The organism is Amphritea sp. (genome assembly GCF_016744155.1).
Classification (GTDB): domain Bacteria; phylum Pseudomonadota; class Gammaproteobacteria; order Pseudomonadales; family Balneatricaceae; genus Amphritea.
Map to the genome: position 1 here is coordinate 24,326 of NZ_JADGEW010000001.1, position 24,179 is coordinate 48,504.

Here is a 24,179-nt window from a genome sequence, read left to right on the forward strand (position 1 = left end):
CGGCATCAACTTTTATTTGTTGTTTTTCATACCGAACAGACGAGTTTATCTCAATTAAAACAACTCTTGTACTACGGGATCATTGATATACAACTAATACCTCGCTGATTATGCTTCAAGAATATCCAGACCCGCCGATAGCTCTCTTGAGAACTGGCAACTATTACAATTAACAAATAGATTTCAAGGCAAGCGGATGGCTGATTATATTGTTTATGGAAATCTTAACTGTCCTTTCAGTTATGCATTATATGAGTTGCTCTACAGCCAAAACTTGCTGCACAAAGTTGAATGGCGAATCGTTGAACATACATCTGATTCTGGCTCATATTTACGCAGTGCCGAAAGCATGTCGGAACTTGCCAGCGATATTTTCAATATTCGCAATCGGGCTCCCGGTATTACAATCTCTCTGCCGTTAAGCCTTAGTGATAGCCTGTTTCCCTCGTTGTGTACCATCGCAGCCCAACGCTCAAACCCTGAGCAATCAATCCAATTTCTCAGTAATCTCTACCGTGCCCTTTGGATAAAAGGTAAAGACATTGGTAACCCCTCGGTCATTTTTAATGCACTTGAAGAAGCAGGAATAGACACTGAACTAGAGACTGACGAACTCTGTGAAGAGACCCTTCTACGCTGGCAAAAGGAATGGGAACGTGGCAATTTTGGCCTCCGGACCCCAGTTATAATTGCGGATGACGGACGCCGGATGGTTGGTCTCGTAAACCAACAAACAGTGCTTGAATTTTTCCAAGGTGCAGAGGCGGTGCTAACTGCAGCAACAAGTAGTTCCCGTTATCAGGAAAGAATGACCATCGCACTCTTTGGTGATGATCAGATCTCAAATCTTTGGCCGCTGCTATCTTCGCTGCGTGACGATAGTAATATTCTCCTGCCTCAATCATTGGCGTCACTGCAGGAGATGTTACTTTCAGCAGAGCGTTGCCCAGACCTTGTGCTACTCCATAATACGGGTCAACACGCCAACCTGATTGAACTCTGTCGGAGTATGGCCCATTTAACCCGCGAAAAGCAGGTTCCCCTGGCTGTTATCGGAACCCCCATTGCTGATGCTGATGAAGTGAGTCTTTATGACTTAGGCGTGGCAGATTATCTATTGCAGCAGCGCAACGCGCAGATTATTCAGGCACGTATCAATATTTTGCTACAACTTAAGCGGGCACACGACCTACTTGCCAGAGCAGCCAGCATCGACACCCTGACCCAGGTTTATAACCGCAGAGAGTTTGAGCGCTGCTTCGAAACCGAGTGGCGTCGGGGCCAGAGATCACGACAACCGATCTCCGTTATCCTGATCGATATCGATCACTTCAAAGCCTTTAACGATAACCTGGGACACCTGAGCGGCGATAACTGTTTACGCCAAATTGCCACGACCATCCGTGATTCAGTGCGGCGGGCTCAGGATATGGTTTGCCGCTTTGGCGGAGAAGAGTTTATCATTCTGCTGCCGGAAACCGATCAGGCAGGGGCAGAACTATTAGCTGAGCATATCCGCCAAAAAATTGTGGGGCTGGATATTCGCCATAGCCCTAATTTTAAAGATGAGCCGGTCACTGTCAGCTTAGGTATTGCAACTGCCGTTCCCTCTCATAAAGGTAAATCTCCGAGAAAAATCATCGATCAGGCTGATAACGCCCTCTATAAAGCCAAAAGACAAGGCAGAAACCGAGTAGAGCTCTATGTCGACGAGAGCTGATTCTAACCTCAGCAGTAATCTGCAAAGGGAGGGAAACGTTCAATTAATCCTTCCCGTCCAAGCTCCTGTAGTAGCTTAATATTTCGCTCTGGGATCTGCTCAGGGTTTGAATAATGGGTTAGTGCCCGCTCCATTTCCGCTTCTCGAATAAGATGAAAGACCGGCCAGGGAGAACGATTGCTCCAGTGGCTCAGATCATCTTTCGCAACCCCTTGAAACAGATAACCTGGATGGAAGCTGGCCAACTGTAGCACCCCTTCCAGTCCAGCCTGCTCCAATAGTTCTTCAAACAGACGCAGATGATCGAGATAATCATAAAAGTCTTCCAGACCTGTTGGCACGACAAACAGTGTGGTGGAGATCTCTTTTTCACTAGCCGCCAGAAGCAGTTCAACTTCGGCCATAAAGGCAGCCACCAGCGGCTCACTCCCTTGAGCGTCAGTCACGGCATAACGAAGTGAGCCCTCTCTCACCACAGGCGCGGCAAACGGACAGAGATTCAAACCCACGACCATTGTTTCCACCCATTGCCGGGTAAGCTGTTCAATCTGCTCTGTTGTATAGCACTGCTGTGTTTTAGCCATAACCTTTCACCTGCTCCAAACGGTGCTCAAACCGATACATTTTAATTCGGCTAGGGTACTATACAGCCAGTTTTTTTGCTGAGAAATGATCGTGCCTATCCCTGCTGCCCTTAATCAAAATAGCTTCGACACTCGTTGGTATACACTACGACGCCCAGCTGCACCGGACGCTCCGAATGTCTGGCGTAAATGGTTACTGGATAGCGGCTCACTAACACGACACCTGATGCAAGCCAGTAACGGCGACTTCAGGGTCGAGGTTGTCCGTCAGCTATGGCATCGCCCAACCCGATCAGAGGCCCTGGCGCTGGGGATATCACCAAGACAGATGGCACTTATTCGGGAAGTTCAGCTGATTGGGCTTGGGCAGCCCTGGGTGTTCGCCCGAACCATTATTCCAGCAACTACCCTGACGGGGAAACAGCGGCAACTGAACACCCTCGGCAACCGCTCCCTGGGGACCGTATTATTTCGTGATCCAACGATGCGCAGAGGCCCGTTGCAAATCAGCAAACTCAAATTATCGAATAACGAAACAGTCTGGGCCCGCCGCTCAGTATTTCGTTTGGCCAATAAGCCCTTATTGGTTGCCGAAGTTTTCCTGCCGGCACTACAACAGGTAAACTATCGCTTAAAATGATAACGGACTGTTAATAATGCAATCAGGCACAAACCCGATCCCACCCGGCTGGCAGCAAAAACTACAAGCCTGTGGTCAGTTGATGCGCGTGAGTAAGCCGATCGGCACCTACCTAGTGCTCTGGCCAATGCTCTGTTCATTATGGATCGCGGCGGAGGGCATTCCCTCCCTGGATCTATTATTCATCTTCTGCCTCGGCACATTTTTAATGCGCTCAGCCGGATGCGTTATCAACGATTTTGCCGACCGCGAAGTAGATGGCCATGTAAAACGAACAGCACAACGGCCTCTTCCCGGGGGGCGTATTTCGACAAAAGAAGCCTTAGCTCTGTTTTTCGTACTCTTGATTAGCGCATTCATACTGGTGTTGTTTACCAACTCGCTGACAATCTGGCTATCCTTTGGTGCTGTTCTGCTGGCAGCGTCATACCCCTTTATGAAACGTTATACCCACCTGCCCCAGGTCGTCCTGGGAATGGCATTTGCCTGGGCGATACCGATGGCCTTCAGCGCTACTCTGGATGAGATCCCAACCATAGCCTGGTTAATCTATACCGCAACAATGCTATGGACGGTTGCATACGACACTATGTACGCAATGGTAGACCGGGATGACGATATAAAGATCGGGGTAAAGTCCACCGCCATTCTCTTTGGTGATATGGACAAAGTAATTATCGGAATATTACAACTATTAACCCTGATTATCTTTATCATGGTCGGCCTTAAACTAGGCCTGTCGATAGGCTTCTATCTCGGATTGACCGTGATGGCCGGTCTCTTTGTTTATCAGCAATACCTGATTAAAGATCGCCAGCGTGAAGCCTGTTTCAGCGCCTTTCTTAATAACAACTATGCGGGTCTGGCCCTCTTCATCGGCATCGTAATAGACTATCTGGCTGTTTAATGACAAATTCATTTGCATCACCCGCCGGTTTGTCATATTTCTGTAACAGTTTCATCATCTAATATGATCGTCTGAATAAAACGAATAAATGAGGTGATAGGTCATGACGTCGGGTAAACGCGTTCTGATTGTTGACGATGAGGCACCGATTCGCGAAATGATCGCTGTTGCTCTCGAAATGGCTGGCTATGAATGTCTGGAAGCAGATTCTGCTCAGTCAGCACATCCAATGATCGTTGACAGTCTGCCGGATATGATTCTGTTAGATTGGATGATGCCAGGTATCAGTGGCATTGAGTTTGCGCGTCGCTTACGCAAGGACGAAATGACCTCTGATATTCCGATCATTATGCTAACAGCCAAAACCGATGAAGATAACAAGATTCAAGGCCTGGAAACCGGCATTGATGATTATATCACTAAGCCTTTCTCTCCCCGTGAGTTGGTTGCTCGCCTGAAAACAGTACTGCGTCGAACAACCCCAAAAGGGATAGAGGAGCCTATCACCGTTGATGGGTTAACACTGGATCCTGTCTCCCACCGGGTCAGCTCTGAATTGAAGCCGCTGGAACTGGGCCCTACTGAGTTTCGTCTGCTACAGTTTTTTATGACCCACCAGGATCGTGCCTACACCCGCAGCCAGCTGCTGGATCTAGTGTGGGGTGGTAACGTCTACGTTGAAGAGCGAACCGTAGATGTTCATATCCGCCGCCTGCGTAAAGCGTTAGGCGAGCGTCACGACTACCTGATACAAACCGTGCGCGGTACTGGCTACCGTTTTTCTTCTCAAGCGGCCTGAGATTTAGTCGATGTATAACTCCGGTCACTCGATAGCCAGCAACCTGTTCTTAACAGTGCTGATTGGTTTGCTGGTAGGGCTGATCATCGGTTACCCGGGTTGGACGTTATCAGTTACTCTGATTATCTGGGGGTTGTATCAGATTAAGCAGTTTAACCGGCTGCAACAGTGGTTAATGAGTAATGATCGAACCAATGTTCCCGAAAGTCAGGGCTATTGGGGCGAACTCTTTGATGAATTATCCAGAGATCAGAAAAGACAGCAGCAACGTACTCTGTCGTTACGAAATGTGATTCATCGGTTCCAACAGTCTTCCGCAGCGCTTAGCGATGCCATCGTCATTATAGATAGTCAAAACCATTTAGAATGGTGGAACAGAGCCGCTGAAAGCCTACTGGGCATGAAGGTCCAAACCGACCGGGGACGCTCGGTAATGAACCTCCTGCGGGACCCCCGTTTTGTCCGTTACTACCGCAAGGGCCTGTACGAAGATCCACTGGAACTCGCTTCTCCGATACAGAGCGATATTGTGCTGGAGTATCGAATCACTCGTTTTGGTGCAGGTGATCGTATTCTGGTAGCCCGTGACATTACCCGCCTCAAACAACTTGAACAGACTCGTCAGGATTTCGTTGCCAACGCCTCCCACGAGCTACGTACACCACTTACCGTGATCCGCGGATACCTTGAGACCTTTCTTGATCAGGAGCTACCGAAGCCCCTTCAGCGCGCTCTGAGCCAGATGGACAACCAATCCAAACGGATGGAGAACCTGGTTTCTGACCTCTTACTATTATCACGCCTAGAAGCGAGTGCTCATGTTTCCGATGAACTACCGGTACCTATCCATTCGATAATCAATCGAATCCAGGAAGATGGCTTGGCCCTGGGCACAGATAAAAACCAAACTATCAGTGCCGATCTAGAAACAGAATCGACTCTGCTGGGCCAGGAATCTGAGATCTACGGTGCCATTTCCAATCTGGTGTTTAACGCCGTTCGCTACACGCCTGCCGGAGGTCACATCAAACTACGCTGGTGGACGGATAAGAAAGGTGGTCACTTCTCAGTGCAGGATAACGGTGCGGGAATTGACAGTATTCACCTGCCACGACTACAAGAACGCTTTTATCGGGTCGATGAAAGCAGGTCATCTGACAGCGGCGGCACCGGACTTGGCCTTGCCATCGTTAAACATGTCATGCTTCGCCATGGCGGCCGGTTAACCATAAATAGTCAACTGGGAAAAGGAAGTACGTTTACCTGCCACTTCCCTTCCGATCTGGTGATCCCTACCCCGCAGGAAGAACAGACAGAAGAGGAATAAAAAACGCACCCGAAGTGCGCTTTTTTAACTCTACGTCCGATTTCACTTCTGCTCTAATTGATCCTGATGAAAGGTCAAATCAATCTCGGTATCACCGGTATATTCTTCCACCCAGAAAATAGTCGCCCCTATCACTGCAGCCGGCATCACCAGCAAATTCACCAGCGGTATCATCATACCGATTGAAACCAGACCTCCGAAGCCTACCGAGGTAAGCCGGCGCTGTTTAAGAGAGTCCTTCATATCCCGAAAATTCACCTTATTATTATCCATCGGGTAATCGCAATACTGTATCGCCATCATCCAGCAACCAAAGAGAAAGAGAAGAATCGGCGCCAACATTCCCAGCACCGGGATAAAGGTAAGAATCACCAGAAAAAGCAAGCGAGGCAGATAGTAGAGTAACTTAGAGATTTCACGCGCTACCGTCCGGGGAATCAGTGCCACAATCTCCTTCCAGCCGGCATCGGTCACAGTGACACCGCGTAGGCGCTGTTCAACCTTCTCAGACAAAATACCATTAAACGGTGCCGCGATAATATTGGCCACCACACTGAAACAGTAATACACCGTAATAAGCACTAGCCCAGCCACTAGTGGCCAGAGAAGATAGCGCAAAAACTGTAACCAGTCCCAATCAGGTAAAATAGAACTCAACAGATAGTCTATCCAGTAGCCCATCTGGTCAAACAGTAACCAGATAGCCCCGCTAAACAAGAATATATTGATCAGCAATGGCACCAATACAAAGTGCCTAATGCCCTTTTCTGGCAACATTGCCAGGCCGCGCATGAAAAAGCCTGCGCCACGGAACGGATTTCCTTTCATCTGGTCCTCAGTAAAATATTATGGGTCAGCCCATAAAGTGATTATAAAAACGCAAAACAACAGCGATCAGCATCATGGTCAGACCGCTTCGGTTGATCATAAATTCCCGCTTAGTAAAGCTAATTGTCGCCTGCCAGAACACCAGTACCGACTTGATATCCTGAGTTCGGACTACATAGAGTATCAGCGAGACAATAAATACACCAAGACCGACCATCATTAACAGCTGTTCTGCTACTTCAAGATACATTTACCCATCACCCTTAATTATTTTTAAGGCCTAAGATTAACAGAAATAGTAGGCATTAGTGGCTGGTTTAGCCTATAACTTTATGTGAATATGCAGCCTCACGTTTTCTCTGCACCGGAGTCCATTTATGAAAGCCATCTCTATACACCAGTTTGGCGGCCTAGAAGAGCTAACCTACAGCACTCAGCCTAAACCTCAGCTGAATTCCGGTGACGTTCTAATCAAAACCTCCGCTGCGGGTGTTAATCCAATCGACTGGAAAACCTGTTCTGGTGGAGGTGCCAGTGGTTTTATCGATGAGATGCCATTTATTCCCGGCTGGGAGTTTTCCGGCATTATTGCCGACGCCGGAGATACTGACTTTGAAACAGGCCAAGCAGTATTCGGCATGATTCGCTTTCCACAGCCAGCGGGCTGTTATGCCGAATATATCGCAGCACCAGCAGCACAAATTGCCCAATTGCCCGATGCGGTCGATTTGATCACAGCTGGTGGACTTCCCACTACAAGCCTGACTGCCTGGCAGGCACTGTTCGATAAAGGAGAATTGAAGTCGGGTCAGAAGGTTCTGATACTGGGTGCTGCCGGAGGGGTCGGTCATCTTGCTGTACAACTGGCAAAATGGACAGGGGCCCATGTTACCGGCACCGCATCAGTACATAATCACGAATTTCTGGCTACGTTAGGCTGCGAACATACCATTGACTACCACACCCAAAATATTACCGACCATGTCAGCGACATCGATCTGATTATTGACTGTATCGGTGGTGAAACCGCCATTGAAGCTCTACCTTGCCTGACCATTGATGGTGTAATAGTGACGCTACCATCCGTCACAAAAGAACAAGTCGTTGCAGCGGGGGCTGCCCAGCGGCGCCGGGTAGAGACTATTCTTTGTGAACCCTCCGCAAAGCAGCTTAGTCAGATAGCTCAACTGGTTGCCGATGAGCAATTACTGCTGCATACAACTGAAACCTTTCCGGCGGAAAAGGCAGCAGAAGCATTTGAACTCAGCCAGAGTGGCCATGTCTGCGGCAAACTGATTCTAACCTTTAACGATCAGAGCTAGTTCGCACTGTCCAATGAGCTGGCCAGTTGCAAATACTCTGCCTGCAACTGATCAGCTTGCTCCACCATTCTGACCACTGAACGGTCGATCAAACCCGGAACAAAAGCTTCTTTGCTAGCCTCAGCAGTCTTACGAAGCCGCTCTAACTGCTGCCGAGTCTTCTTCAGACCCCTTTTTATCGAAGCAGTACTTAATGGCAGTGCCTGTAACTTAATCAGATTATCACTCAGCGCCCGGTAGGTTTCCTGATAAGCAGTCTCAATCTCATCACGCCTGTCCCAGGCCATCATTCCATACAACGCGGACAACCGTTGACACAGTAATTCATGCTGACCCATCAGTTCCAACATGTCAGTCCCTTTGCTTAGCTTGGCCGAGGCCATATCCTCTAACAGCACCGTACCCTGATTAAGGATATTTTCATTCATGGTATAAAGCTCTGCCAGACGAGTCAGATCTGGTTTCTGCTTATACTGTACCTGAAGTGATATCCAGCTCTGCTGGATTAATTGCAACTGTTGCAACATCTGGGTATCGGTAACAGCAGACATAAGCTGCTGCTGTTGCAGATCAAAGCGTGTTATCGCCTTAGTCAGAGCCTGGTTAGCTTTGCGAGAACGAACTCCCAAACCTGAAAGCACATAATTCTTCAGCATTACCTGGGTCAGCGTGCGCTGCTCAGCTGCCGCATTGACCACCTCTGCCCCGGTTGAGATGTTCGCTGCCTGAGCCAAGCCAATCAGACTGAGGGATAAAAGCAGAAATGTTAAAAACTGTGTTTTTATTGTGATTAATGACATACCAATATTAGCCTCAGACGCCTGAATTTTCGGGCTGCAGTAGCGTGCGTACATTGTCCAGCAACATGTTTTCCGTCCAGGGTTTAGTCAGGAATGAGCTAACCCCTGCAGAGGTGGCCTCCTCGCGATGTCGATCAGTGGTTCTGGAGGTAATCATCATTACCGGAATACTCTCGATCTCCTCCCTTCGCCGAATCATACTGGTCAGTTCCATACCACCCATCCGCGGCATCTCTAAATCAGTCAAAACCAGATCTGGACGTTTTTTACGAATCTGATTCATTGCATCAAGACCATCGATTGCAGTGCTCACTTCATAGCCCGTATCACGCAACAGCGTTGAAAGAGAGGTTCGCGCACTAAGGGAATCATCCACCACCAACAGTTTCGGTAACCCCAAATCATCGCTGAGAAGAACCGGCGTAAACAGGTTTTGCTTGCCATCAGACTTATGCCTGATCCGCGCAGGCAGATCGATAACGGGTGCGGTATCGCCATTAGCCAGAATAGTGATCCCAGGTATTCCAGGAAGATCCGGCAGATAAGGCCCCATTGGCTTAAAAGCTAACTCGCGGTGAGCAATCACTTCACGCACCATGACCGCAACCTTTTCACCCGCCCCCAGATTAACCAACAAAACAGGATGCACCTGATCGGATTCATAAGGCTTTCCATGCTCACCCAATAACGCTTCCAGCCCATAGGCAGGGAAATGTTCACCCAGGCTTTCGAACCTCATTCCTTCAGCCGTATCCTGCAGCTTTCCATCCAGCGAGATCAGGCTCTGCTCCAGACCATGACTGGCCAGTGCGTAAATCTGTTTCCCCGCCCGGACTAGCAACGTTTTAATCATTAATGAGCTGGAAGGCATCGACAACTCGAGCGTGGTTCCCAGCCCTTGCTCTGAGCTGATATCCAGATTTCCCTGCAACCGCATTATCTGCTGATGGACAACATCCATGCCGATACCCCGACCGGATAGTTGGCTGATCTCATTCCGGGTGGAAAAACCGGGAATCAGAATCAATCGTTCTATCTCTCGCTTCGTCAGCTCAGCCGTTGGATCGATCAGCCTCCTTTGTTGGGCAACCTCCCGAATCCGCCCCGTATCAATACCAGCACCATCATCGCCACAGGCCACCCGGATAAGATCATTTTCCAGCCAGAATCTCAGAACCACTCTGCCCTGTTGCGGCTTGCCCAGCGATGTCCGTGTATCTGATGACTCGATTCCATGGTCTACAGCGTTGCGGATAATATGCATCAACGGATCAGCCAACTGATTAAGAATGGAACTATCCACCAGCGTAGATTCGCCCTCGATAAACAACTCAGCCTGCTTACCTGTAGTTCGGCACGCCTGACGCAACACCCGCTGTAACCTCGCCGTGATTGACTTAACTTCTACCAGCCGGGTGCTCAACACCTTTTCCAGAGTCTCTTTCTGAATACCGTTCTGGGCGATATGCAGTTCAGCTGTCCGACGAATATACCGGTCCATCTGCTGCTCCACTTCCTGAATATCGGCAACGGTTTCCTGAAGCCTGGAGAGACTGGTATGCATCTCGTTATAGCGGTCCATCTCTAGGGGATCGAAGGTCTCACTGTCCTGATCCAGCCCCGGCTGCAGGGTATAGTACTCATTCAGTTGCTGTTCCAGTTCAAAGATAACCCGCTGCATTGCTCGCTGACGGTCACGACTAAGACGCACAGAGCTTCGCAGCTGGGTAATCTCTTCATCAAGCTGAGTATTAAGTGTGGTGCCTTCGCCTGCCAACCGCATCAGACTATCGAGGGTAGCCTGAGGCACACGGAAAAAAGTCTGCTCGCGACTATCGGCTTCTTCCAGTTGAAGAGGCTCTGTAAGTTCCTCTACAGGGCCCGGGAATGAATCAATTGATATCTCTGCTTTCGCACCAGGCTTAGGTTCCGGTGCAACCTCAATTTCAGATTGCTGAGCCAGGCCTTCACTGCGTAATTTATAGTGCCAGTCCATTACCAGCTGTAGCATTGAGCAAGCGTTATCCGGGGCAGCAACCCGATCGATAACCGATTCGCACATCACCGCAATAGTATCCGTAATAGCGGTCAGATCATCACTGAGAGCTTTCTGCGGAATTTGCTTAGCATCAGTAAACAGTTCGAGAATATCTTCCAGCCGGTGAGTCAGGTTGGCTATTCCACTAATACCGGCCATATTTGCCAGCCCCTTAATGGTATGAGCTCCTCGCTGAGCTTCACGAATAGCCTCAATATCAGCGTTATCCGCCATCAACTGAAGCTGCTCTGAAAGCTGTTCGCAGAGCACCGGCAGTTCGTTAAACAGCATATCCAATAACTGAGGATCGATATCATCTGCAACGCTCAGAACAACATCGGCATCGCTTGCCAGCTCTCTTTCCAGTGTTAGCGGTGTTTGCAGTGAAGCCAGCGAGAGAAGCCCACCGATATAACTGATCTGCTCTTCGGTTGGCTTAGCCGGTAACTCCAGAATCTCCAGCTGGTCTTTTAACACCTGCTGCTTTTCAGCATCGATAATATCGGTCAGGTAATTAATCAACTCTACCAGCAACTCACTAATTTGAAGCTGCATCTGTGATTGAAACTGCTGCGGATGACTCAGTAACCAGCAGATATTGATTTCAATCCCCTGTGCAATCGCAGCCACTCCAAGTAGATGTACCGAGTGTAGCGCCCTAATTATCGGTTCAAGCTGTTGTGCTGCCAAGGATAGTCGCTTGTCCGCTGGAATCCCCGGCTCCATTGGGGCCTGCCAACCATCCAGTAAACCCTGTAACGAACTGGTCAGCATCAGCAGTACGGCAGGCTCCAGCTGTGGGCCGGGCTGTTGCAGTAATGCCAAATCAACATCACAGAAAGAAGGGGGTTTCAGCAAAGGCGGTACAATTTCAGGTTCAAGTTCCAGTTCGCTGTTGGCCAGCTGAATATCACCAGCCTGGGCCTCTGTCTCAAAGTAATCCAACTGCTGCAGGTCCGTCAGCAACAGCTCCTGCAAGAACTGTCGGTCATCTTCCGGTAACGGTTCTGCCCAGCGTTGATCACCCATCAGCAATAAAAGTCTTTCAGTGCCATCCGGCTGTAAACCTTGCAACAATGCACTTGCTTGCTGCTGTAGCTCGGGACGATTGGGATTGTCGCATTCAGATTCCCACTGCTCAGCCAGCAAGGCAAACAGATCAGCAAAGCCAGCGAAGCCCGCATCACCGGATGCCTCCACCAGCTGATGTAACTGCTCTACGCCAGACTCAGTATCTAAGCTGGATAACTGAGCCAACTGCTCCCCCCACTCAGCGGTTAAGCTATTACCTGAGCTATCAGGCAGATCTGGCCCGGTAATACTTTCCGTGGCCAGCGTAGATTTAAGCAAGCTATCAATCAGTGTCTGACAGTCCTGTTCCAGCAACTCTGCGAGAAATTCACAATCGTCGGCCTCGAGGGGCTCTGGCCAATGCTCATCACTCAAACAGGCCAACAAGTATTGCCAAACACCCGGTTGAGGCTGATGAATAAGCTCATCCATCGCCTTTGAAAAATCGATCAACAGTACCCGTTGTTCTGCCGGCTCTTCAATTTTTTCCAGTTGCTCAAGCTGTTCAGCGAAGAGCGCCAATGCATCAGCAATACCGAGCATCCCCGCTTCACTGAAAGGATCGACCAAGCCCTGAAGCGCATCGATCAGCGCCTCGGGTGCTGGTTGTGAGTCAATCTGTATTTGCAACAGTGCAAGAAACTGCTCTGTTGAAGTGATGCTTTCACGAATCATGCTATATGCCCGTCAGATGGCTCAGGATACGACCGGGGCCGCCAGCTTAAATACGCTTACAGAGCGCTGCAGTTCCTGTGCGGCATCTACCAGTTCATCTGACAGTTCCGCTTGCTGCAGCATCTCTTTGTTGGTGGCCAGGGTGGTCTCATCAATCTTACCGGCACGACCCCGCAGTTCTTTCGCTACTTTCGCCTGCCGGGCAGAGTTCTGGGCGATCCGAACCACCGATTCAACCAAGGTTTGTGTAGTCGAGCGGGTTTCATCCATACGCTCACCCGCTTCCTCTGCCAGCCGGGTACCTTCAACGACGTCGGTGATTACCGTGTTCATTACGTTAATAGTATCTGCGGTCTCCAACTGGATATTATTCACCAGCGATTCTATCTCGGAGGTTGCCTCCCGTGAGTTTTCCGCCAGACGCTTTACCTCATCTACCACCACCATCAGACCCCGACCGGCTTCACCTGCAGAAGCTGCGTGCATACTCGCATTCAGAGACAATACATGGGTACGCTCAGAGATATTGTTAATCAGGTTTACGATACCGCCGATCTCCTGAGAACGTTCACCCAAACGTTTAATCCGCTTTTCCGCTTCGTGGATAGTCTGACGAATCTTATTAATACTACCAATCGTCTGAGATACCGAATCCATGGCGGTTTCAGACGTTTTAATCGCTTTCTGAGATGCGCTATTGGTTAACACGGCCAGTTTCGAAATCAGCTCCATCGCTTTGATGGCTGAATCAAGACCTTGTAAGGTTTCGACGATCTCTTCCTGCTCCCTGCTGGCATAAGTAAGTACAGTTTCAGACTGTGACTTTACCTGTACAGACGCTTTGTGTACCCGGGCCGATACCGCATTTACATCATTGAGTACCGTTTCGATCGATGTCGTCAGTTGGTTAATCGAATCCGCAATGGCACCGGTGACATCCTCTGCAACAGGTACCCGTACTGTCAGATCACGCTGACTGATCAGGAATACATTTTTTATCAACTCGATGATCGAGTTGTTAAGTGTTCTGTTCTCTTCCTCTTTTGCTGTCAGGGCCAGCTCTTTCTCATCCAGCAAGGTATCCAGCACTGAACCCAGCTGTCCCAGTTCATCCCGAGCCTCCAGTCCGCTTCGCGCGCCTACGTCACCCTCACGTATTCGGTTCACCGTATCCTGCAGTTTATTGACCGGATCGACTACCCCGTACTTAACGATCGACATAGCCACCGCCATTGCGACAAGCATCAACCCCATTGAGGCAAAGAAATAGGTAACCATCGACAACACTTCTTCAGCCTGAACATCGCTGTTCTGAACCTTATAACTATCAGTCAGCTTTATTACCTGGCCTATGAAAGGATCCAACTCCGCAATGATAGTTTGTAACTGATCAAACTGCTTAGTGCCTAGCTCAACCGATTCTGATAACTCCGCAAACAACAGATCTAATGCCGCCAAATTTTCGATCACCGCCGCCTGGTTTTGAGGGAATTGTTTTACCGTGGTGACCGCCTCCATCTGGCTTTTCAAGCGGTTAACCTGATGACTAACCGTCTCTTTAGTAACAGTACGGCCGCCGCTGGCGATATATTCACTCATACTATTTTTCAAGGTATCAAACGAACTGCGCAGCCAGTCCCGCTGAATCCAGACAATCATTGTATCCGTTTCCCACAACAGCTTATTGATCTGCCCGGACAAGCCCAAATCAGTCGTTAAACCAACAGCCACTGAGGCCTCTGACGCGTCGTAGAAGGTATCCTGATAATTATCGACAACCGATTGAAACCGGGCAACCTGGTCCTTGTCCTGATCCGTTCTCAAGTACTGTTTCATCGCCTGAATATCAGAATCTACCTTCGCCATTGTGTCGTTAAACAATGGCAGCTGAGACATACTTCTATCGACCTGGAAGCTTTTCTCGTGATACTGAGCCAGGGCGATGTTCGCGCGGATATCACTCACTAACAGCAGGAAATCATTCAACTCCGAGGTGCGCTGTTCCGCCTCCTCTTTAATTACAACCGTCTGGTAGAAAGAAGCCCCCATGAAAATAAGCCCGATCACCAGCAACGCGCCGGCAATGGCAAATTTGGCAGGCATTCGAATGCTGCGAAATTCCCAGATCTGGCGATCTTTAGTTGTTTTCATTTGCCAGAATGAACTCATTCTCTTTATTCCCCGTTGAAATTAAATACCCTGCTCAATACTCAGGTCGGTTTCGGTTCTTCTAAAGCGTTGTTTTTGAGCTGAAAAATATGCGCTATGGTTTAGCTCGAACCATACAGAGTTCTGATGCTGATACTGTCCACCGCAGATATTCTGGAGAACATCTGGATGCGGAAGAGACTCACCATTCTGTAGCAATTGAGGGTTAGTAATACCCTCTGGAGTATCAGCCAAAAGCAGCGCAGCTGTTGCCGGTGGTGCATCCAATAACAACAGCCAACCCTTTTTCTGGTCAGTAGGTTGCAAGCCAAGTGATGCGGCAAAGTCATACACAGGAACGGCTTCGCCTCGATGATTTATAAAACCGACAAACCAGTCAGGTGTATCCGGTATCCCGCAAATATGCCCACAACGAAGTAACTCCGAACGGGTTTGTGCCTGAAGCAGTAACTGCAGAAATCCCACCCGAAACCCATGGCGTAAGTCATAACTTTCCGGTAACTCAGTTACACTGATCTCCTGCGATTCCATAGACAAACCTCAGAGAAATTCGTTAACACGGGCTAACAGTTCCTGATCAGCAAAAGGCTTGGCAATCATCGCCTTAGCCCCCTGAAGCTGCGCCCAGACCCGGTCCGCTTCCTGATTCTTACTGGAGACAATCACCACCGGAATGTTTCGGGTTTCAGCCGCTGAAGTGATCTGCCGACAAGCGGCAAAACCATCCACTTCAGGCATCACAACATCCATCAGAATCAGATCAGGCAGCTCTTCCAGCGCTTTAGAGATCCCCTGCTGCCCATTCGCAGCCAGGATCAATTCAGCATCAACATTACTCAACAGATTACTTATATGCTGCAGTTGTACAGGATCGTCATCCACGACCAGGATTTTCTTACTCATTACTACTCCAACCTGTTTGTCAGATGAAAGGTTCACTACTCATCTTTTAATCTTGCTTAAATTCATCGACCCAACCGGACACCCGGGTGATCACTTTTTGAAACTCATCAGGATCAATCGGCTTAGTCAGGTAAGTTGAGCAGCCGGCCATAATACCTTTCACCTCGTCCAACGGAGAAGTTTTAGACGTCAGCATAATAATCGGAGTTTTCTTCAGACGAGTTATCTCTCGCATGCGGGTACAGGTTTCAAAGCCATCAATACCGGGCATCAGCACATCGAGAAATATAAAATCAAACTGATCACTGGCAACTTTCTCCAGAGCCTGCTCGCCCGTATCGGCGTAGGCCAACTCAACGGCAGCCGGTAGCTTTCCCAGTTCCAGCGTCAAAGCCTGCTGCATCGAACTGTTATCATCGACCACCAAAACCCGATAACCACCACTCGCATCTTTCGTCGATACACTTTCTTTAACAAAATTTTCATACTTGCTAAATCGGTTCTCGGCAGCCGCTGTTGCGACCTCCTGCTCTTCCGGATTCAGCTCCTCATTTTCAGAAGTCATATCATCAAGAGTGCGGATAACACGAGATGAAATCAGCGGGTAACGGATATAACCTAATCCAGCATCGATTGGAGGGCGCTTACTCACCTGAATCATACGAGAGCGATAAGCTGAAGACAGGGAATCAAGTTCAGGGGCAGTCACAGCGTCTGCCCCGAATAGCAATAACAGATCCGGTGGAGTATGAGCATCAAACTCAACCAACTCATAACGCTGATGCTTGGATAACTCGAGTATCCGTGCCAGCTTTTGCTGTTGATCAGCGGGAAAGCCTAAGGTTCCAATATGCATGGTTTTTCCTGATTACCCCAAATACCTTAATACTGAACCCGCCCTATAGGTCGGATAAAGATGCAGAATACTTATAATCAAAAAAGCGGCGGAACAGGCAGATAAAGACAGATCAGGCGAGACTAACGCAGGGATGTTACCGAACCATTGAATTGATTCAGACCCATACCTTAAAAAATATGGATTTACCCTACAGCATAAACGGGTAGCATTTCGTACCCGATAAACTCAACCGCAAAACAGGCAGAGTCAATTTACCTTTCTTATATTTATTGTCTGTAAACAGTGCTTTTTAACTCTGTTTATCAGGCTGAATATCTAAAAACGAAAGCAATATTCTAAGCCTCAAACGAGCGTATTAAATTACGATGCAGGTAAAAAATTTACAAGGCCTAAGAACGCTGATTTTGAAGACAATAGTCTATAAAAGTTATCTAACGGGGCAATAGGCACTATTGAGGGACATCAAGAAAAAAGGCGGAGAATCAAGGCTTAAGGGAGATAACGTTATATTTCACTGGCCAATATAAGACAGCTGCAGCAAATTACCCAATCTGGGTAGTTTGCTGTGCGAAAGGAAAAAAAGCTATCGTTACTGACTACAAAACTGTTGCTGTTGACGCATTAACAAACGGCAGCCTTTAGCCAATATGCCCAATTCACTACAGGTATCTTTAACCCAGGCTTTATCATCAGCGGTAGCCGATTCATTATAAGCTGGCACCTGATCACAAAACCCTTCTGTGGGCAGGCTTTTGTTCCAGCAGGCTTTCAGAAAGGCGCCGCCATTAACAGTACAGCGGTACTCAGATTCCTTACAACTTTCTACGCGCTGTAACGCCGTTGATAAGCAGCCTTGCTGATCGGTTTGCTGACCCACTTCAACGCCCTCGCGCTTTTGCTGTTCAACCACCTGTTGATTTGTCTCGTTCCAGCTCTCGAGCCATTCAGGGCCATACAGCCAGCCATAAACAACACCAACTAAAACTGCCAAAAGTAAACCCAACCAAAAGCGTCGCATTCTATTTAATTCCTTTAAATCAGCGAGCTCTCACATAGAGCCCAATCAAGCAAAAACCGAAACCAACCGCTGAAGCCAGCATCGTCAGATTTACAAAAAGCGGGTTACGCGCACCAAAAGGGACAAACGGATGACTCTGGCTCATATCGCAGCTGGATACCAGATAATCAAATGAACCTCCGGCTGAAAGGCACTCATTTACAGCACTCTGCTCAGACCAAAACACAGCCATCAGAACGACACCCGGCAGAACCAATAATAACAATCCCAATCGAATCATTGTTCGTCACTAACACCGATGTTACTGACACCGTCATTGGCAGCCAGCAATTTCAGCTCGTTAATTATTGCCGACGTCGCATGTTTCATTCCTTTCAGGCGACCAATAACATCTTCCTGAAAACTCTCTTCCTGAAGCATCATGTCGTGATTACTGATATACCGAAGCAGCTCTTCATCCGACATTTCTGCATCGGCAGTCACCTCAATAAAGGTTGCTACACACTCCAGAGATAGATTTCCCACATTGGTCGCTTCAGTCCCATTTGGCTCCAGCAGGCAGTTAATGGTTGAATACAACGCAACCATCGCATCCAATGCCGGAGAGGCTCCGTACATATCAAACTCTTCGAGGTCAGGCATATTCGCTTCAACATTAACCTGCTGAACCTCAAAATTCATTTTCGCACCGGTATTACCCAGCTTGCTCCAGATGCCATCCAGAATACTGCGAACCTGATCCCGGTCACCAAACTCCAGCAGCGTGGAGAACAGAGCAAAATTGGGAAACATCCGCTCGGTTATCGCAACTGAGAAGGCGCTCAGCTGCCAGCCTTCGAGAACCTTCAGCTCTTTTTCCAGCGACCATTGTGACATCAGAATAACTCCAGAATTGTGTTTGCCCTATTGTACAGCGCAGGAATCATTTTGCAGCAGTTATCAGCGATTCCTAAGCCTCATCAAAAGCACCTTAGCAACAGGATTACTTATGATTAATCCCCTGATTCGATTCATTTTTTTACTGTATACTCAAAATAGCAAAGTACGCTCTTAGTGGAAAATAAAAACCATGAATAATAAGAACTCTATCGCCAGAATAGTCAGTGGACTAGACAGCTTCAGCGAGTGGACCGGGCGCAGTATTGCCTGGCTAACGCTACTGATGGTCTTGGTCACCTTTGTTGTCGTTGTGATGCGCTACGTCCTCAATATCGGCAATATCCAGTTACAAGAATCAATGATCTATATGCATAGCTTTATCTTTTTGCTGGGGGCGGGCTATACCCTTAAGCATGATGGACATGTTCGGGTAGATATATTCTACCGGCCCCTGGGAGAACGGGGAAAAGCCATCATCAATATAATAGGTACCCTGTTCCTGCTACTACCGGTTTCCCTATTTATTTTCTGGATCTCCTGGGAATATGTCGCTTTCTCATGGCTCACTCTGGAGGGCTCCCAAGAAGCCGGCGGTATCGAGGCTCTATTTATTTTGAAAACTTCTCTGTTACTTATGCCACTAATGATGGCTCTGCAAGGCATTGCTGAGCTACTGCGCAACCTGATGGTACTGACTGGGCAAGAACACCTGACAGAAACGGATATTCAGGAGCGTCCATTATGAGTGAATTACTACCGCTATTTCTGTTTCTTGGCGCGATCTTTGTTCTCCTGCTTGGTTATTCCGTTGCCTTTTCACTCGCGGGTACTGGGCTTATTTTCGCCGCAATCGGAATTATGACTGGTCACTTTGAGCCCAGTTTTCTTGAAGCGGTGCCTAATCGCTTATTTGGGATAATGAATAACACGGTACTGATTGCCGTGCCTCTATTTGTCTTCATGGGCGTCATGCTGGAAAAATCCAAAGTCGCGGAAGATCTATTGGATACAATGGCAGCCCTGTTTGGCCCTCTTCGGGGAGGTCTTGGAATATCAGTCACCGTCGTTGGGATGTTGCTTGCTGCCAGCACCGGCATCGTCGGCGCTACCGTAGTGACTATGGGCCTGCTTTCACTCCCTACGATGTTACGACGGGGCTATGACCCAAAAGTCGCCACCGGCATCATCTGTGCCTCAGGAACCCTAGGACAGATTATCCCACCCTCAATCGTTTTAGTGCTGCTTGGCGATGTAATATCCTCAGCCTATCAGCAGGCCCAACTAGATCAGGGCATATACTCACCAGAAACAGTAACGGTAGGCGACCTATTCCTTGGGGCTTTGATACCCGGGCTACTGTTGGTGGGTGCTTATATTCTCTATCTTATTTTTAAAGCTATCTTCCATCCGGAAACTGTCCCAGCCATTCCACAGGATGAACGGGATGCGATGGATAATATGTTCAAACGGGTTATCTCGGCCCTGTTACCACCAATTTTTTTAGTGGGCTTAGTTTTGGGCTCTATTCTGGGAGGCTGGGCAACACCCACTGAAGCCGCCTCTGTGGGCGCGGTTGGTGCGATGGGACTGGCAATAGCACGTCGCTGCTTTACGCTGGATATTCTCAAAGACGTCATGCGCACCACAACCCAAGTCAGCTCAATGGTCTTCATTATTCTGGTCGGGGCATCCATATTCTCTCTGGTATTTCGTGGTTACGGTGGCGATGACCTGGTAAGAGAGTTCCTGGCTGACCTTCCAGGCGGCGTCTTTGGTGCAGTGGCGTTAGTAATGCTGGTGATTTTCTTGCTGGGATTCTTTCTCGACTTTATTGAAATTACCTTTGTTGTAGTGCCCATCGTCGCGCCAATACTGCTGGTAATGGGGCTTGATCCTATATGGTTAGGTGTGATGATAGCTATCAACCTGCAAACCTCCTTCCTCACGCCTCCCTTTGGCTTTGCACTATTCTATCTCCGCGGTGTAGCACCAGAAAGCATCTCAACCATGCAGATCTATCGAGGAGTCATTCCCTTTATTCTAATCCAGCTCGTGGCTCTGTTTGCTATAGCGCAGTGGCCTGGGCTGGCTACTTGGTTGCCAAATCTAGTGTACGGTTAGATCAATATAGCTAAAAAAAGCCTCATGGTAGTGACTACCATGAGGCTTTTTTATGAAATAATTTTACCTATCGTGATGAGTCAGTATCCCAACCCCAAACAGCAGTGATATTGTTGCTGCTTACCGCATTATTAGAAACGCTATCTATTTCAGCGTTGCTTGTCCCATAGCTGGAGTTAACTTCTGAAATGCTTGTTACATGGCTTGAGTAAGGCCCCTCAAGAATAGTATTGGCAGCAAATGCGCTGGACGTGACCATTGCTAAGCCCAAAGTAATACCGGTTAATAATTTGATGTTCATGGTGACTTCCTCACTTAATTTCAATTCACATTCAATATATAAGACCTTCCTGAAATACGACTGAAAATTGCTATTATATTTACAATACTTAAAAGTATGTTAAGCAAGGGAATTCTGTCTATTTCATTGTTCTATCTCGAAAGAATGCAGTTCAACATGCGCTGATTATTTCGTATTTAATACAGGGTTAATATTTTATCTGGCGGTCACTAAACCAAAAAGCCTCATGGTGTTAACCATGAGGCTTAAAAACATGAAATTGTTTTACTTACCTGGATGAATCAGTATCCCAACCAAAGATAGGAGTTATTTTATCGCTACTTACCGCTGCATCAACAGCTTGGTTAGAGCCACTATGTATTTCTAAATTATTTGTTCCATAGCTAGAGTTAAATTTTGAATTATTTATTACATGACTCGAATAAGGTGCTTCAAGAATAGTATTGGCAGCAAATGCGCTAGACGTAACCATTGCTAAGCCCAATGTAATACCGGTTAATAGTTTAATGTTCATGGTGACTTCCTCACTTAATTTCAATTCACATTCAATATATAAGACCTTCCTGAAATACGGCTGAAAATTACTACTATATTTAATAAACATTAACTAAAAACTTTTTGGACGATAGACTTTAATATATTCTATATCCTCATCACGAAAGCATGCTGATCAACATAAGGGAATTGTTCGCCAGTAACTCCACAGTCATTCTGTGGGTAATGTTTTATGTGACAACTTCTAAACCAAAAAACCCCATGGTATGTACCATGAGGCTTTTTTAAAAATATGACATTTTTACTTACCTTGATGAATCAGTATCCCAACCCAAAACAGCAGTGATCTTATTGTTACTTATCGCTTTATTAGAAGCACTATGAGTTTCAAAGTTGCTTGTTCCATAGCTGGAGTTAACTTCCGAAGTGCTTATTATAGTGTTTGAATAAGGCCCTTCTAGAATAGTATTGGCAGCAAATGCGCTGGACGTTATCATTGCTAAGCCTAAAGTAATACCGGTTAATAGTTTAATATTCATAGTCGCTTCCTCACTTAATTTCAATTCACGTTCAATATATAATCCCTTCCTGAAATACGGCTGAAAATTTATATCATTTTTATTAAACTTTAACTAAAGGCATTATTAAAAATACTTTTTTATTCCATCACCTCTAATCTCTGCAGTTTGTCATAAGAGAATTCTTCGCAGGTAATTAAAAATATTTTCTATGATTAATGTTTTATTTTATATCTGTTAGACCAAAAAAAACCTCATGAAGAAAACCATGAGGCTTTTAAATATAAAAATCATTTTACTTAATTTGACGAATCAGCATCCCAACCAAAAATAGGAGTCATTTTACCGCTATTGACTCCTGCATCAACAACTTGATTAGAAGCGCTATTCATTTCTGAATTAGTTGTTCCATAGCTGGAATTAAATTTTGAATTATTTATTACATGGCTTGAATAAGGCTCTTCTAGAATAGTATTGGCAGCAAAAGCGCTAGATGAGATCATTGCTAAGCCTAAAGTAATACCGGTTAATAATTTAATACTCATGGCGACACCTTCATATGTTTTCAATTCACATTCAATATATGAGACTTTCCTGAAATCCGGCTGAAAATAACTATTCTCGTTATAACATTTACATCTTAAGGCTATATAAATGTTATAACGAGAATAGATTCAAATACGGTTAGGTGAAAAAGCCTTACGGCATTAGTGAAGACGTTTTAAGTACAGGGGCAAGGTAAGAGTAGGTGCCATTTCCCTTAACCTACAGAGAGTTCACCTATGAGGTCTGATCACCATTAGCCGCTCCCGTCCCTGACGGCATATCCATTTAAGCCAGTCATCATAAATTCAGCATCACTATATAAACGCTTCCAGTGATAACTGCTGAAAAATCAGATTTTAAGGCGTAAAAAAACAGGCATAAAAGCCTGTTTTTTTTGTTACATAAAGAGCTTACAAAGATCGAGCGTTCAGATAAGCCTGCTCAGATACCGCATGCCACTTGGTAGCCTGATCACGGAACTTAACGAAAGACTCAAAGACTTTCTGCGACATTGGATCTTTCGCCGCCTCTTCAGATACTACCGCATCTGATAAAGTCTTAATTTCTTTAAGAACCTCATCGGGGAACTGGCGCAATTCAACACCGTGTTCATTTACCAACTGTTCCAGAGCACGGTTATTCTTCGCTGTGAAATCAGCCAACATATCCTGGTTCGCCACACGAATAGCACTACGTACAATAACCTGAAGGTCTTCAGGCAGCTTATCAAAGGCTTCTTTATTGATGAAGCTTTCCAGGGTTGTACCTGGCTCATGCCATCCCGGATAGTAGTAGTACTTAGCTGCTTTATGCAGACCGAAGGCCATATCGTTATATGGACCTACCCACTCAGTTGCATCAATAGCTCCGGACTGTAGTGATGGGAAGATCTCACCACCAGGCAACAGTACCGGTGTACCACCTGCCCGCTTGAGCACTTCACCACCCAGACCCGGGATACGCATTTTCAGACCTTTCAGGTCGTCTACTGAGTTAATTTCACGGTTAAACCAGCCACCCATCTGCACACCGGTATTACCCGCCGCGCCAGGAATCAGACCGAACTCGGCGTAAACTTCCTCCCATAGCTCCATACCACCACCGTGATACAGCCATGAATTCATCTCCTGAGCGGTAAGTCCGAAAGGAACCGCGGCAAAGAACTGGGCGGCACGAGTCTTACCTTTCCAATAGTATGCAGCACCATGACCCATTTCTGCAGTACCACGGGATACGGCATCAAAGATCTCTAGCGCGCCGACGAGCTCTTTAGCACCATAGACTTTTACTTTGATCCGCCCACCGGACATTGCGCCGATCAGGTCCGCCAGGTTATTCGCACCCGTCCCCAAACCGGGGAAGTTTTTTGGCCAGGTTGTAACCATCTTCCATTCGATGGTTTCAGGCTTAGCCGCTACTGGTGCAGCAGGCTGAGCAACCGGTTTACAATCAGCAACCGGAGCTTTTTGTTCCGTACAAGCAGCCAGGCCTACCGCAGCAGCACCTAGTCCCAGGACTTTAACAATCGCACGACGTTTCACAAGGCTTCTCCCTAATCGTCATTTTGTTCTATTTTTATACATAACCCAATGAACATAGCACCTAGTTATAAATCCTGCAATTTCAAATAGTAAGCTCTCTACTATATGACCTTTCTCA

The 24,179-nt window shown here is 47.3% G+C and carries 25 protein-coding genes; 8 read left to right on the forward strand and 17 right to left on the reverse strand.

What is annotated here, in order from left to right; all coding sequences use genetic code 11:
* Positions 1-196: 196 nt before the first annotated feature.
* Complete coding sequence (locus QZZ54_RS00115) at positions 197-1,720, forward strand: diguanylate cyclase (protein WP_290696875.1); 1,524 nt, start codon at positions 197-199, stop codon at positions 1,718-1,720.
* A gap of 8 nt (positions 1,721-1,728) precedes the next feature.
* Here QZZ54_RS00115 and QZZ54_RS00120 read toward each other — a convergent pair whose 3' ends face one another.
* Positions 1,729-2,304, reverse strand: coding sequence for a DUF1415 domain-containing protein (locus tag QZZ54_RS00120; RefSeq protein ID WP_290696878.1), 576 nt, complete (start codon positions 2,302-2,304; stop codon positions 1,729-1,731).
* Positions 2,305-2,389: 85 nt separating this feature from the next.
* Between QZZ54_RS00120 and QZZ54_RS00125 the strand changes: the two genes are divergently transcribed.
* The 4 genes from QZZ54_RS00125 (at position 2,390) to phoR (ending at position 5,977) form a co-directional block, all read left to right on the forward strand.
* Positions 2,390-2,944: a chorismate lyase gene (locus QZZ54_RS00125; RefSeq protein WP_290696881.1), complete on the forward strand. Its 555-nt coding sequence runs from the start codon at positions 2,390-2,392 to the stop codon at positions 2,942-2,944.
* Between the two features lie 16 nt (positions 2,945-2,960).
* Positions 2,961-3,851: a 4-hydroxybenzoate octaprenyltransferase gene (gene ubiA / locus QZZ54_RS00130; protein WP_290696884.1), complete on the forward strand. Its 891-nt coding sequence runs from the start codon at positions 2,961-2,963 to the stop codon at positions 3,849-3,851.
* Between the two features lie 103 nt (positions 3,852-3,954).
* Positions 3,955-4,650 (forward strand): phosphate regulon transcriptional regulator PhoB, encoded by a 696-nt coding sequence (gene phoB, locus QZZ54_RS00135; protein ID WP_290696887.1) that lies wholly within the window; start codon positions 3,955-3,957, stop codon positions 4,648-4,650.
* 10 nt (positions 4,651-4,660) lie between these two features.
* Entirely contained in the window at positions 4,661-5,977 is a 1,317-nt protein-coding gene (gene phoR / locus QZZ54_RS00140; RefSeq protein ID WP_290696890.1) for a phosphate regulon sensor histidine kinase PhoR, read from the forward strand.
* A gap of 42 nt (positions 5,978-6,019) precedes the next feature.
* Here phoR and cysZ read toward each other — a convergent pair whose 3' ends face one another.
* Together cysZ and QZZ54_RS00150 are read right to left on the reverse strand one after the other, a co-directional pair.
* Complete coding sequence (cysZ, locus tag QZZ54_RS00145; RefSeq protein WP_290696892.1) at positions 6,020-6,805, reverse strand: sulfate transporter CysZ; 786 nt, start codon at positions 6,803-6,805, stop codon at positions 6,020-6,022.
* Positions 6,806-6,830: 25 nt separating this feature from the next.
* Complete coding sequence (locus tag QZZ54_RS00150; RefSeq protein WP_290696895.1) at positions 6,831-7,055, reverse strand: hypothetical protein; 225 nt, start codon at positions 7,053-7,055, stop codon at positions 6,831-6,833.
* Positions 7,056-7,182: 127 nt separating this feature from the next.
* On the opposite strand from QZZ54_RS00150, the gene QZZ54_RS00155 reads away from it, so the two are divergent.
* A complete protein-coding gene (locus QZZ54_RS00155; protein WP_290696898.1) occupies positions 7,183-8,127 on the forward strand; it encodes an NADP-dependent oxidoreductase in 945 nt (314 codons plus the stop codon).
* Here QZZ54_RS00155 and QZZ54_RS00160 read toward each other — a convergent pair.
* From QZZ54_RS00160 to QZZ54_RS00200, 9 genes are all read right to left on the reverse strand, one after another.
* A complete protein-coding gene (locus QZZ54_RS00160; RefSeq protein ID WP_290696901.1) occupies positions 8,124-8,927 on the reverse strand; it encodes a hypothetical protein in 804 nt (267 codons plus the stop codon). The two genes, QZZ54_RS00155 and QZZ54_RS00160, sit on opposite strands and share 4 nt — an antisense overlap.
* A gap of 13 nt (positions 8,928-8,940) precedes the next feature.
* Positions 8,941-12,711 carry a response regulator gene (locus QZZ54_RS00165; RefSeq protein ID WP_290696904.1) on the reverse strand — a complete coding sequence of 1,257 codons (3,771 nt, stop codon included), beginning with the start codon at positions 12,709-12,711 and terminating at the stop codon, positions 8,941-8,943.
* A gap of 21 nt (positions 12,712-12,732) precedes the next feature.
* On the reverse strand, positions 12,733-14,880 hold the full coding sequence (locus QZZ54_RS00170) for a methyl-accepting chemotaxis protein (RefSeq protein ID WP_290696905.1): 2,148 nt from the start codon (positions 14,878-14,880) through the stop codon (positions 12,733-12,735).
* 21 nt (positions 14,881-14,901) lie between these two features.
* Complete coding sequence (locus QZZ54_RS00175) at positions 14,902-15,411, reverse strand: chemotaxis protein CheW (RefSeq protein WP_290696907.1); 510 nt, start codon at positions 15,409-15,411, stop codon at positions 14,902-14,904.
* Between the two features lie 9 nt (positions 15,412-15,420).
* Positions 15,421-15,783, reverse strand: coding sequence for a response regulator (locus QZZ54_RS00180; protein ID WP_290696910.1), 363 nt, complete (start codon positions 15,781-15,783; stop codon positions 15,421-15,423).
* A gap of 46 nt (positions 15,784-15,829) precedes the next feature.
* Positions 15,830-16,639 carry a response regulator gene (locus QZZ54_RS00185; protein ID WP_290696912.1) on the reverse strand — a complete coding sequence of 270 codons (810 nt, stop codon included), beginning with the start codon at positions 16,637-16,639 and terminating at the stop codon, positions 15,830-15,832.
* Between the two features lie 592 nt (positions 16,640-17,231).
* Positions 17,232-17,660, reverse strand: coding sequence for a hypothetical protein (locus QZZ54_RS00190; protein WP_290696915.1), 429 nt, complete (start codon positions 17,658-17,660; stop codon positions 17,232-17,234).
* A gap of 19 nt (positions 17,661-17,679) precedes the next feature.
* Complete coding sequence (locus tag QZZ54_RS00195) at positions 17,680-17,940, reverse strand: hypothetical protein (protein ID WP_290696918.1); 261 nt, start codon at positions 17,938-17,940, stop codon at positions 17,680-17,682.
* Positions 17,937-18,536 carry a YjaG family protein gene (locus tag QZZ54_RS00200; protein ID WP_290696921.1) on the reverse strand — a complete coding sequence of 200 codons (600 nt, stop codon included), beginning with the start codon at positions 18,534-18,536 and terminating at the stop codon, positions 17,937-17,939. Before QZZ54_RS00200 ends, QZZ54_RS00195 begins: the two co-directional genes overlap by 4 nt.
* Before the next feature lie 193 nt (positions 18,537-18,729).
* Between QZZ54_RS00200 and QZZ54_RS00205 the strand changes: the two genes are divergently transcribed.
* Both QZZ54_RS00205 and QZZ54_RS00210 read left to right on the forward strand, forming a co-directional pair.
* Positions 18,730-19,284, forward strand: coding sequence for a TRAP transporter small permease subunit (locus tag QZZ54_RS00205; protein ID WP_290696924.1), 555 nt, complete (start codon positions 18,730-18,732; stop codon positions 19,282-19,284).
* Positions 19,281-20,660: a TRAP transporter large permease subunit gene (locus QZZ54_RS00210; protein WP_290696927.1), complete on the forward strand. Its 1,380-nt coding sequence runs from the start codon at positions 19,281-19,283 to the stop codon at positions 20,658-20,660. Before QZZ54_RS00205 ends, QZZ54_RS00210 begins: the two co-directional genes overlap by 4 nt.
* 67 nt (positions 20,661-20,727) lie before the next feature.
* On the opposite strand, the gene QZZ54_RS00215 is transcribed toward QZZ54_RS00210, so the two are convergent.
* The 5 genes from QZZ54_RS00215 to QZZ54_RS00235 form a co-directional block, all read right to left on the reverse strand.
* Entirely contained in the window at positions 20,728-20,961 is a 234-nt protein-coding gene (locus QZZ54_RS00215; RefSeq protein WP_290696930.1) for a hypothetical protein, read from the reverse strand.
* A gap of 268 nt (positions 20,962-21,229) precedes the next feature.
* Complete coding sequence (locus QZZ54_RS00220; protein ID WP_290696933.1) at positions 21,230-21,475, reverse strand: hypothetical protein; 246 nt, start codon at positions 21,473-21,475, stop codon at positions 21,230-21,232.
* A gap of 286 nt (positions 21,476-21,761) precedes the next feature.
* Complete coding sequence (locus QZZ54_RS00225) at positions 21,762-21,995, reverse strand: hypothetical protein (protein WP_290696936.1); 234 nt, start codon at positions 21,993-21,995, stop codon at positions 21,762-21,764.
* Between the two features lie 278 nt (positions 21,996-22,273).
* The gene (locus QZZ54_RS00230) at positions 22,274-22,519 is read right to left on the reverse strand and encodes a hypothetical protein (RefSeq protein ID WP_290696939.1); all 246 of its coding nucleotides are present in this window, start codon (positions 22,517-22,519) and stop codon (positions 22,274-22,276) included.
* A gap of 411 nt (positions 22,520-22,930) precedes the next feature.
* Positions 22,931-24,061 carry a TRAP transporter substrate-binding protein gene (locus QZZ54_RS00235; protein WP_290696941.1) on the reverse strand — a complete coding sequence of 377 codons (1,131 nt, stop codon included), beginning with the start codon at positions 24,059-24,061 and terminating at the stop codon, positions 22,931-22,933.
* Positions 24,062-24,179 lie beyond the last annotated feature (118 nt).

What these genes read in the sequence shown, in the direction of transcription:
- QZZ54_RS00150 (WP_290696895.1), bottom strand. Translation starts at nt 7,055, where the DNA reads ATGTATCTTGAAGTAGCAGAACAGCTGTTAATGATGGTCGGTCTTGGT.
- QZZ54_RS00155 (WP_290696898.1), top strand. Translation starts at nt 7,183, where the DNA reads ATGAAAGCCATCTCTATACACCAGTTTGGCGGCCTAGAAGAGCTAACC.
- QZZ54_RS00185 (WP_290696912.1), bottom strand. Translation starts at nt 16,639, where the DNA reads ATGCATATTGGAACCTTAGGCTTTCCCGCTGATCAACAGCAAAAGCTG.
- ubiA (WP_290696884.1), top strand. Translation starts at nt 2,961, where the DNA reads ATGCAATCAGGCACAAACCCGATCCCACCCGGCTGGCAGCAAAAACTA.
- QZZ54_RS00225 (WP_290696936.1), bottom strand. Translation starts at nt 21,995, where the DNA reads ATGAATATTAAACTATTAACCGGTATTACTTTAGGCTTAGCAATGATA.
- phoR (WP_290696890.1), top strand. Translation starts at nt 4,661, where the DNA reads ATGTATAACTCCGGTCACTCGATAGCCAGCAACCTGTTCTTAACAGTG.
- QZZ54_RS00160 (WP_290696901.1), bottom strand. Translation starts at nt 8,927, where the DNA reads ATGTCATTAATCACAATAAAAACACAGTTTTTAACATTTCTGCTTTTA.
- QZZ54_RS00175 (WP_290696907.1), bottom strand. Translation starts at nt 15,411, where the DNA reads ATGGAATCGCAGGAGATCAGTGTAACTGAGTTACCGGAAAGTTATGAC.
- QZZ54_RS00210 (WP_290696927.1), top strand. Translation starts at nt 19,281, where the DNA reads ATGAGTGAATTACTACCGCTATTTCTGTTTCTTGGCGCGATCTTTGTT.
- QZZ54_RS00170 (WP_290696905.1), bottom strand. Translation starts at nt 14,880, where the DNA reads ATGAGTTCATTCTGGCAAATGAAAACAACTAAAGATCGCCAGATCTGG.
- phoB (WP_290696887.1), top strand. Translation starts at nt 3,955, where the DNA reads ATGACGTCGGGTAAACGCGTTCTGATTGTTGACGATGAGGCACCGATT.
- QZZ54_RS00115 (WP_290696875.1), top strand. Translation starts at nt 197, where the DNA reads ATGGCTGATTATATTGTTTATGGAAATCTTAACTGTCCTTTCAGTTAT.
- QZZ54_RS00165 (WP_290696904.1), bottom strand. Translation starts at nt 12,711, where the DNA reads ATGATTCGTGAAAGCATCACTTCAACAGAGCAGTTTCTTGCACTGTTG.
- QZZ54_RS00190 (WP_290696915.1), bottom strand. Translation starts at nt 17,660, where the DNA reads ATGCGACGCTTTTGGTTGGGTTTACTTTTGGCAGTTTTAGTTGGTGTT.
- QZZ54_RS00230 (WP_290696939.1), bottom strand. Translation starts at nt 22,519, where the DNA reads ATGAGTATTAAATTATTAACCGGTATTACTTTAGGCTTAGCAATGATC.
- QZZ54_RS00215 (WP_290696930.1), bottom strand. Translation starts at nt 20,961, where the DNA reads ATGAACATCAAATTATTAACCGGTATTACTTTGGGCTTAGCAATGGTC.
- QZZ54_RS00205 (WP_290696924.1), top strand. Translation starts at nt 18,730, where the DNA reads ATGAATAATAAGAACTCTATCGCCAGAATAGTCAGTGGACTAGACAGC.
- QZZ54_RS00120 (WP_290696878.1), bottom strand. Translation starts at nt 2,304, where the DNA reads ATGGCTAAAACACAGCAGTGCTATACAACAGAGCAGATTGAACAGCTT.
- QZZ54_RS00125 (WP_290696881.1), top strand. Translation starts at nt 2,390, where the DNA reads ATGATCGTGCCTATCCCTGCTGCCCTTAATCAAAATAGCTTCGACACT.
- cysZ (WP_290696892.1), bottom strand. Translation starts at nt 6,805, where the DNA reads ATGAAAGGAAATCCGTTCCGTGGCGCAGGCTTTTTCATGCGCGGCCTG.
- QZZ54_RS00200 (WP_290696921.1), bottom strand. Translation starts at nt 18,536, where the DNA reads ATGTCACAATGGTCGCTGGAAAAAGAGCTGAAGGTTCTCGAAGGCTGG.
- QZZ54_RS00195 (WP_290696918.1), bottom strand. Translation starts at nt 17,940, where the DNA reads ATGATTCGATTGGGATTGTTATTATTGGTTCTGCCGGGTGTCGTTCTG.
- QZZ54_RS00220 (WP_290696933.1), bottom strand. Translation starts at nt 21,475, where the DNA reads ATGAACATTAAACTATTAACCGGTATTACATTGGGCTTAGCAATGGTT.
- QZZ54_RS00180 (WP_290696910.1), bottom strand. Translation starts at nt 15,783, where the DNA reads ATGAGTAAGAAAATCCTGGTCGTGGATGACGATCCTGTACAACTGCAG.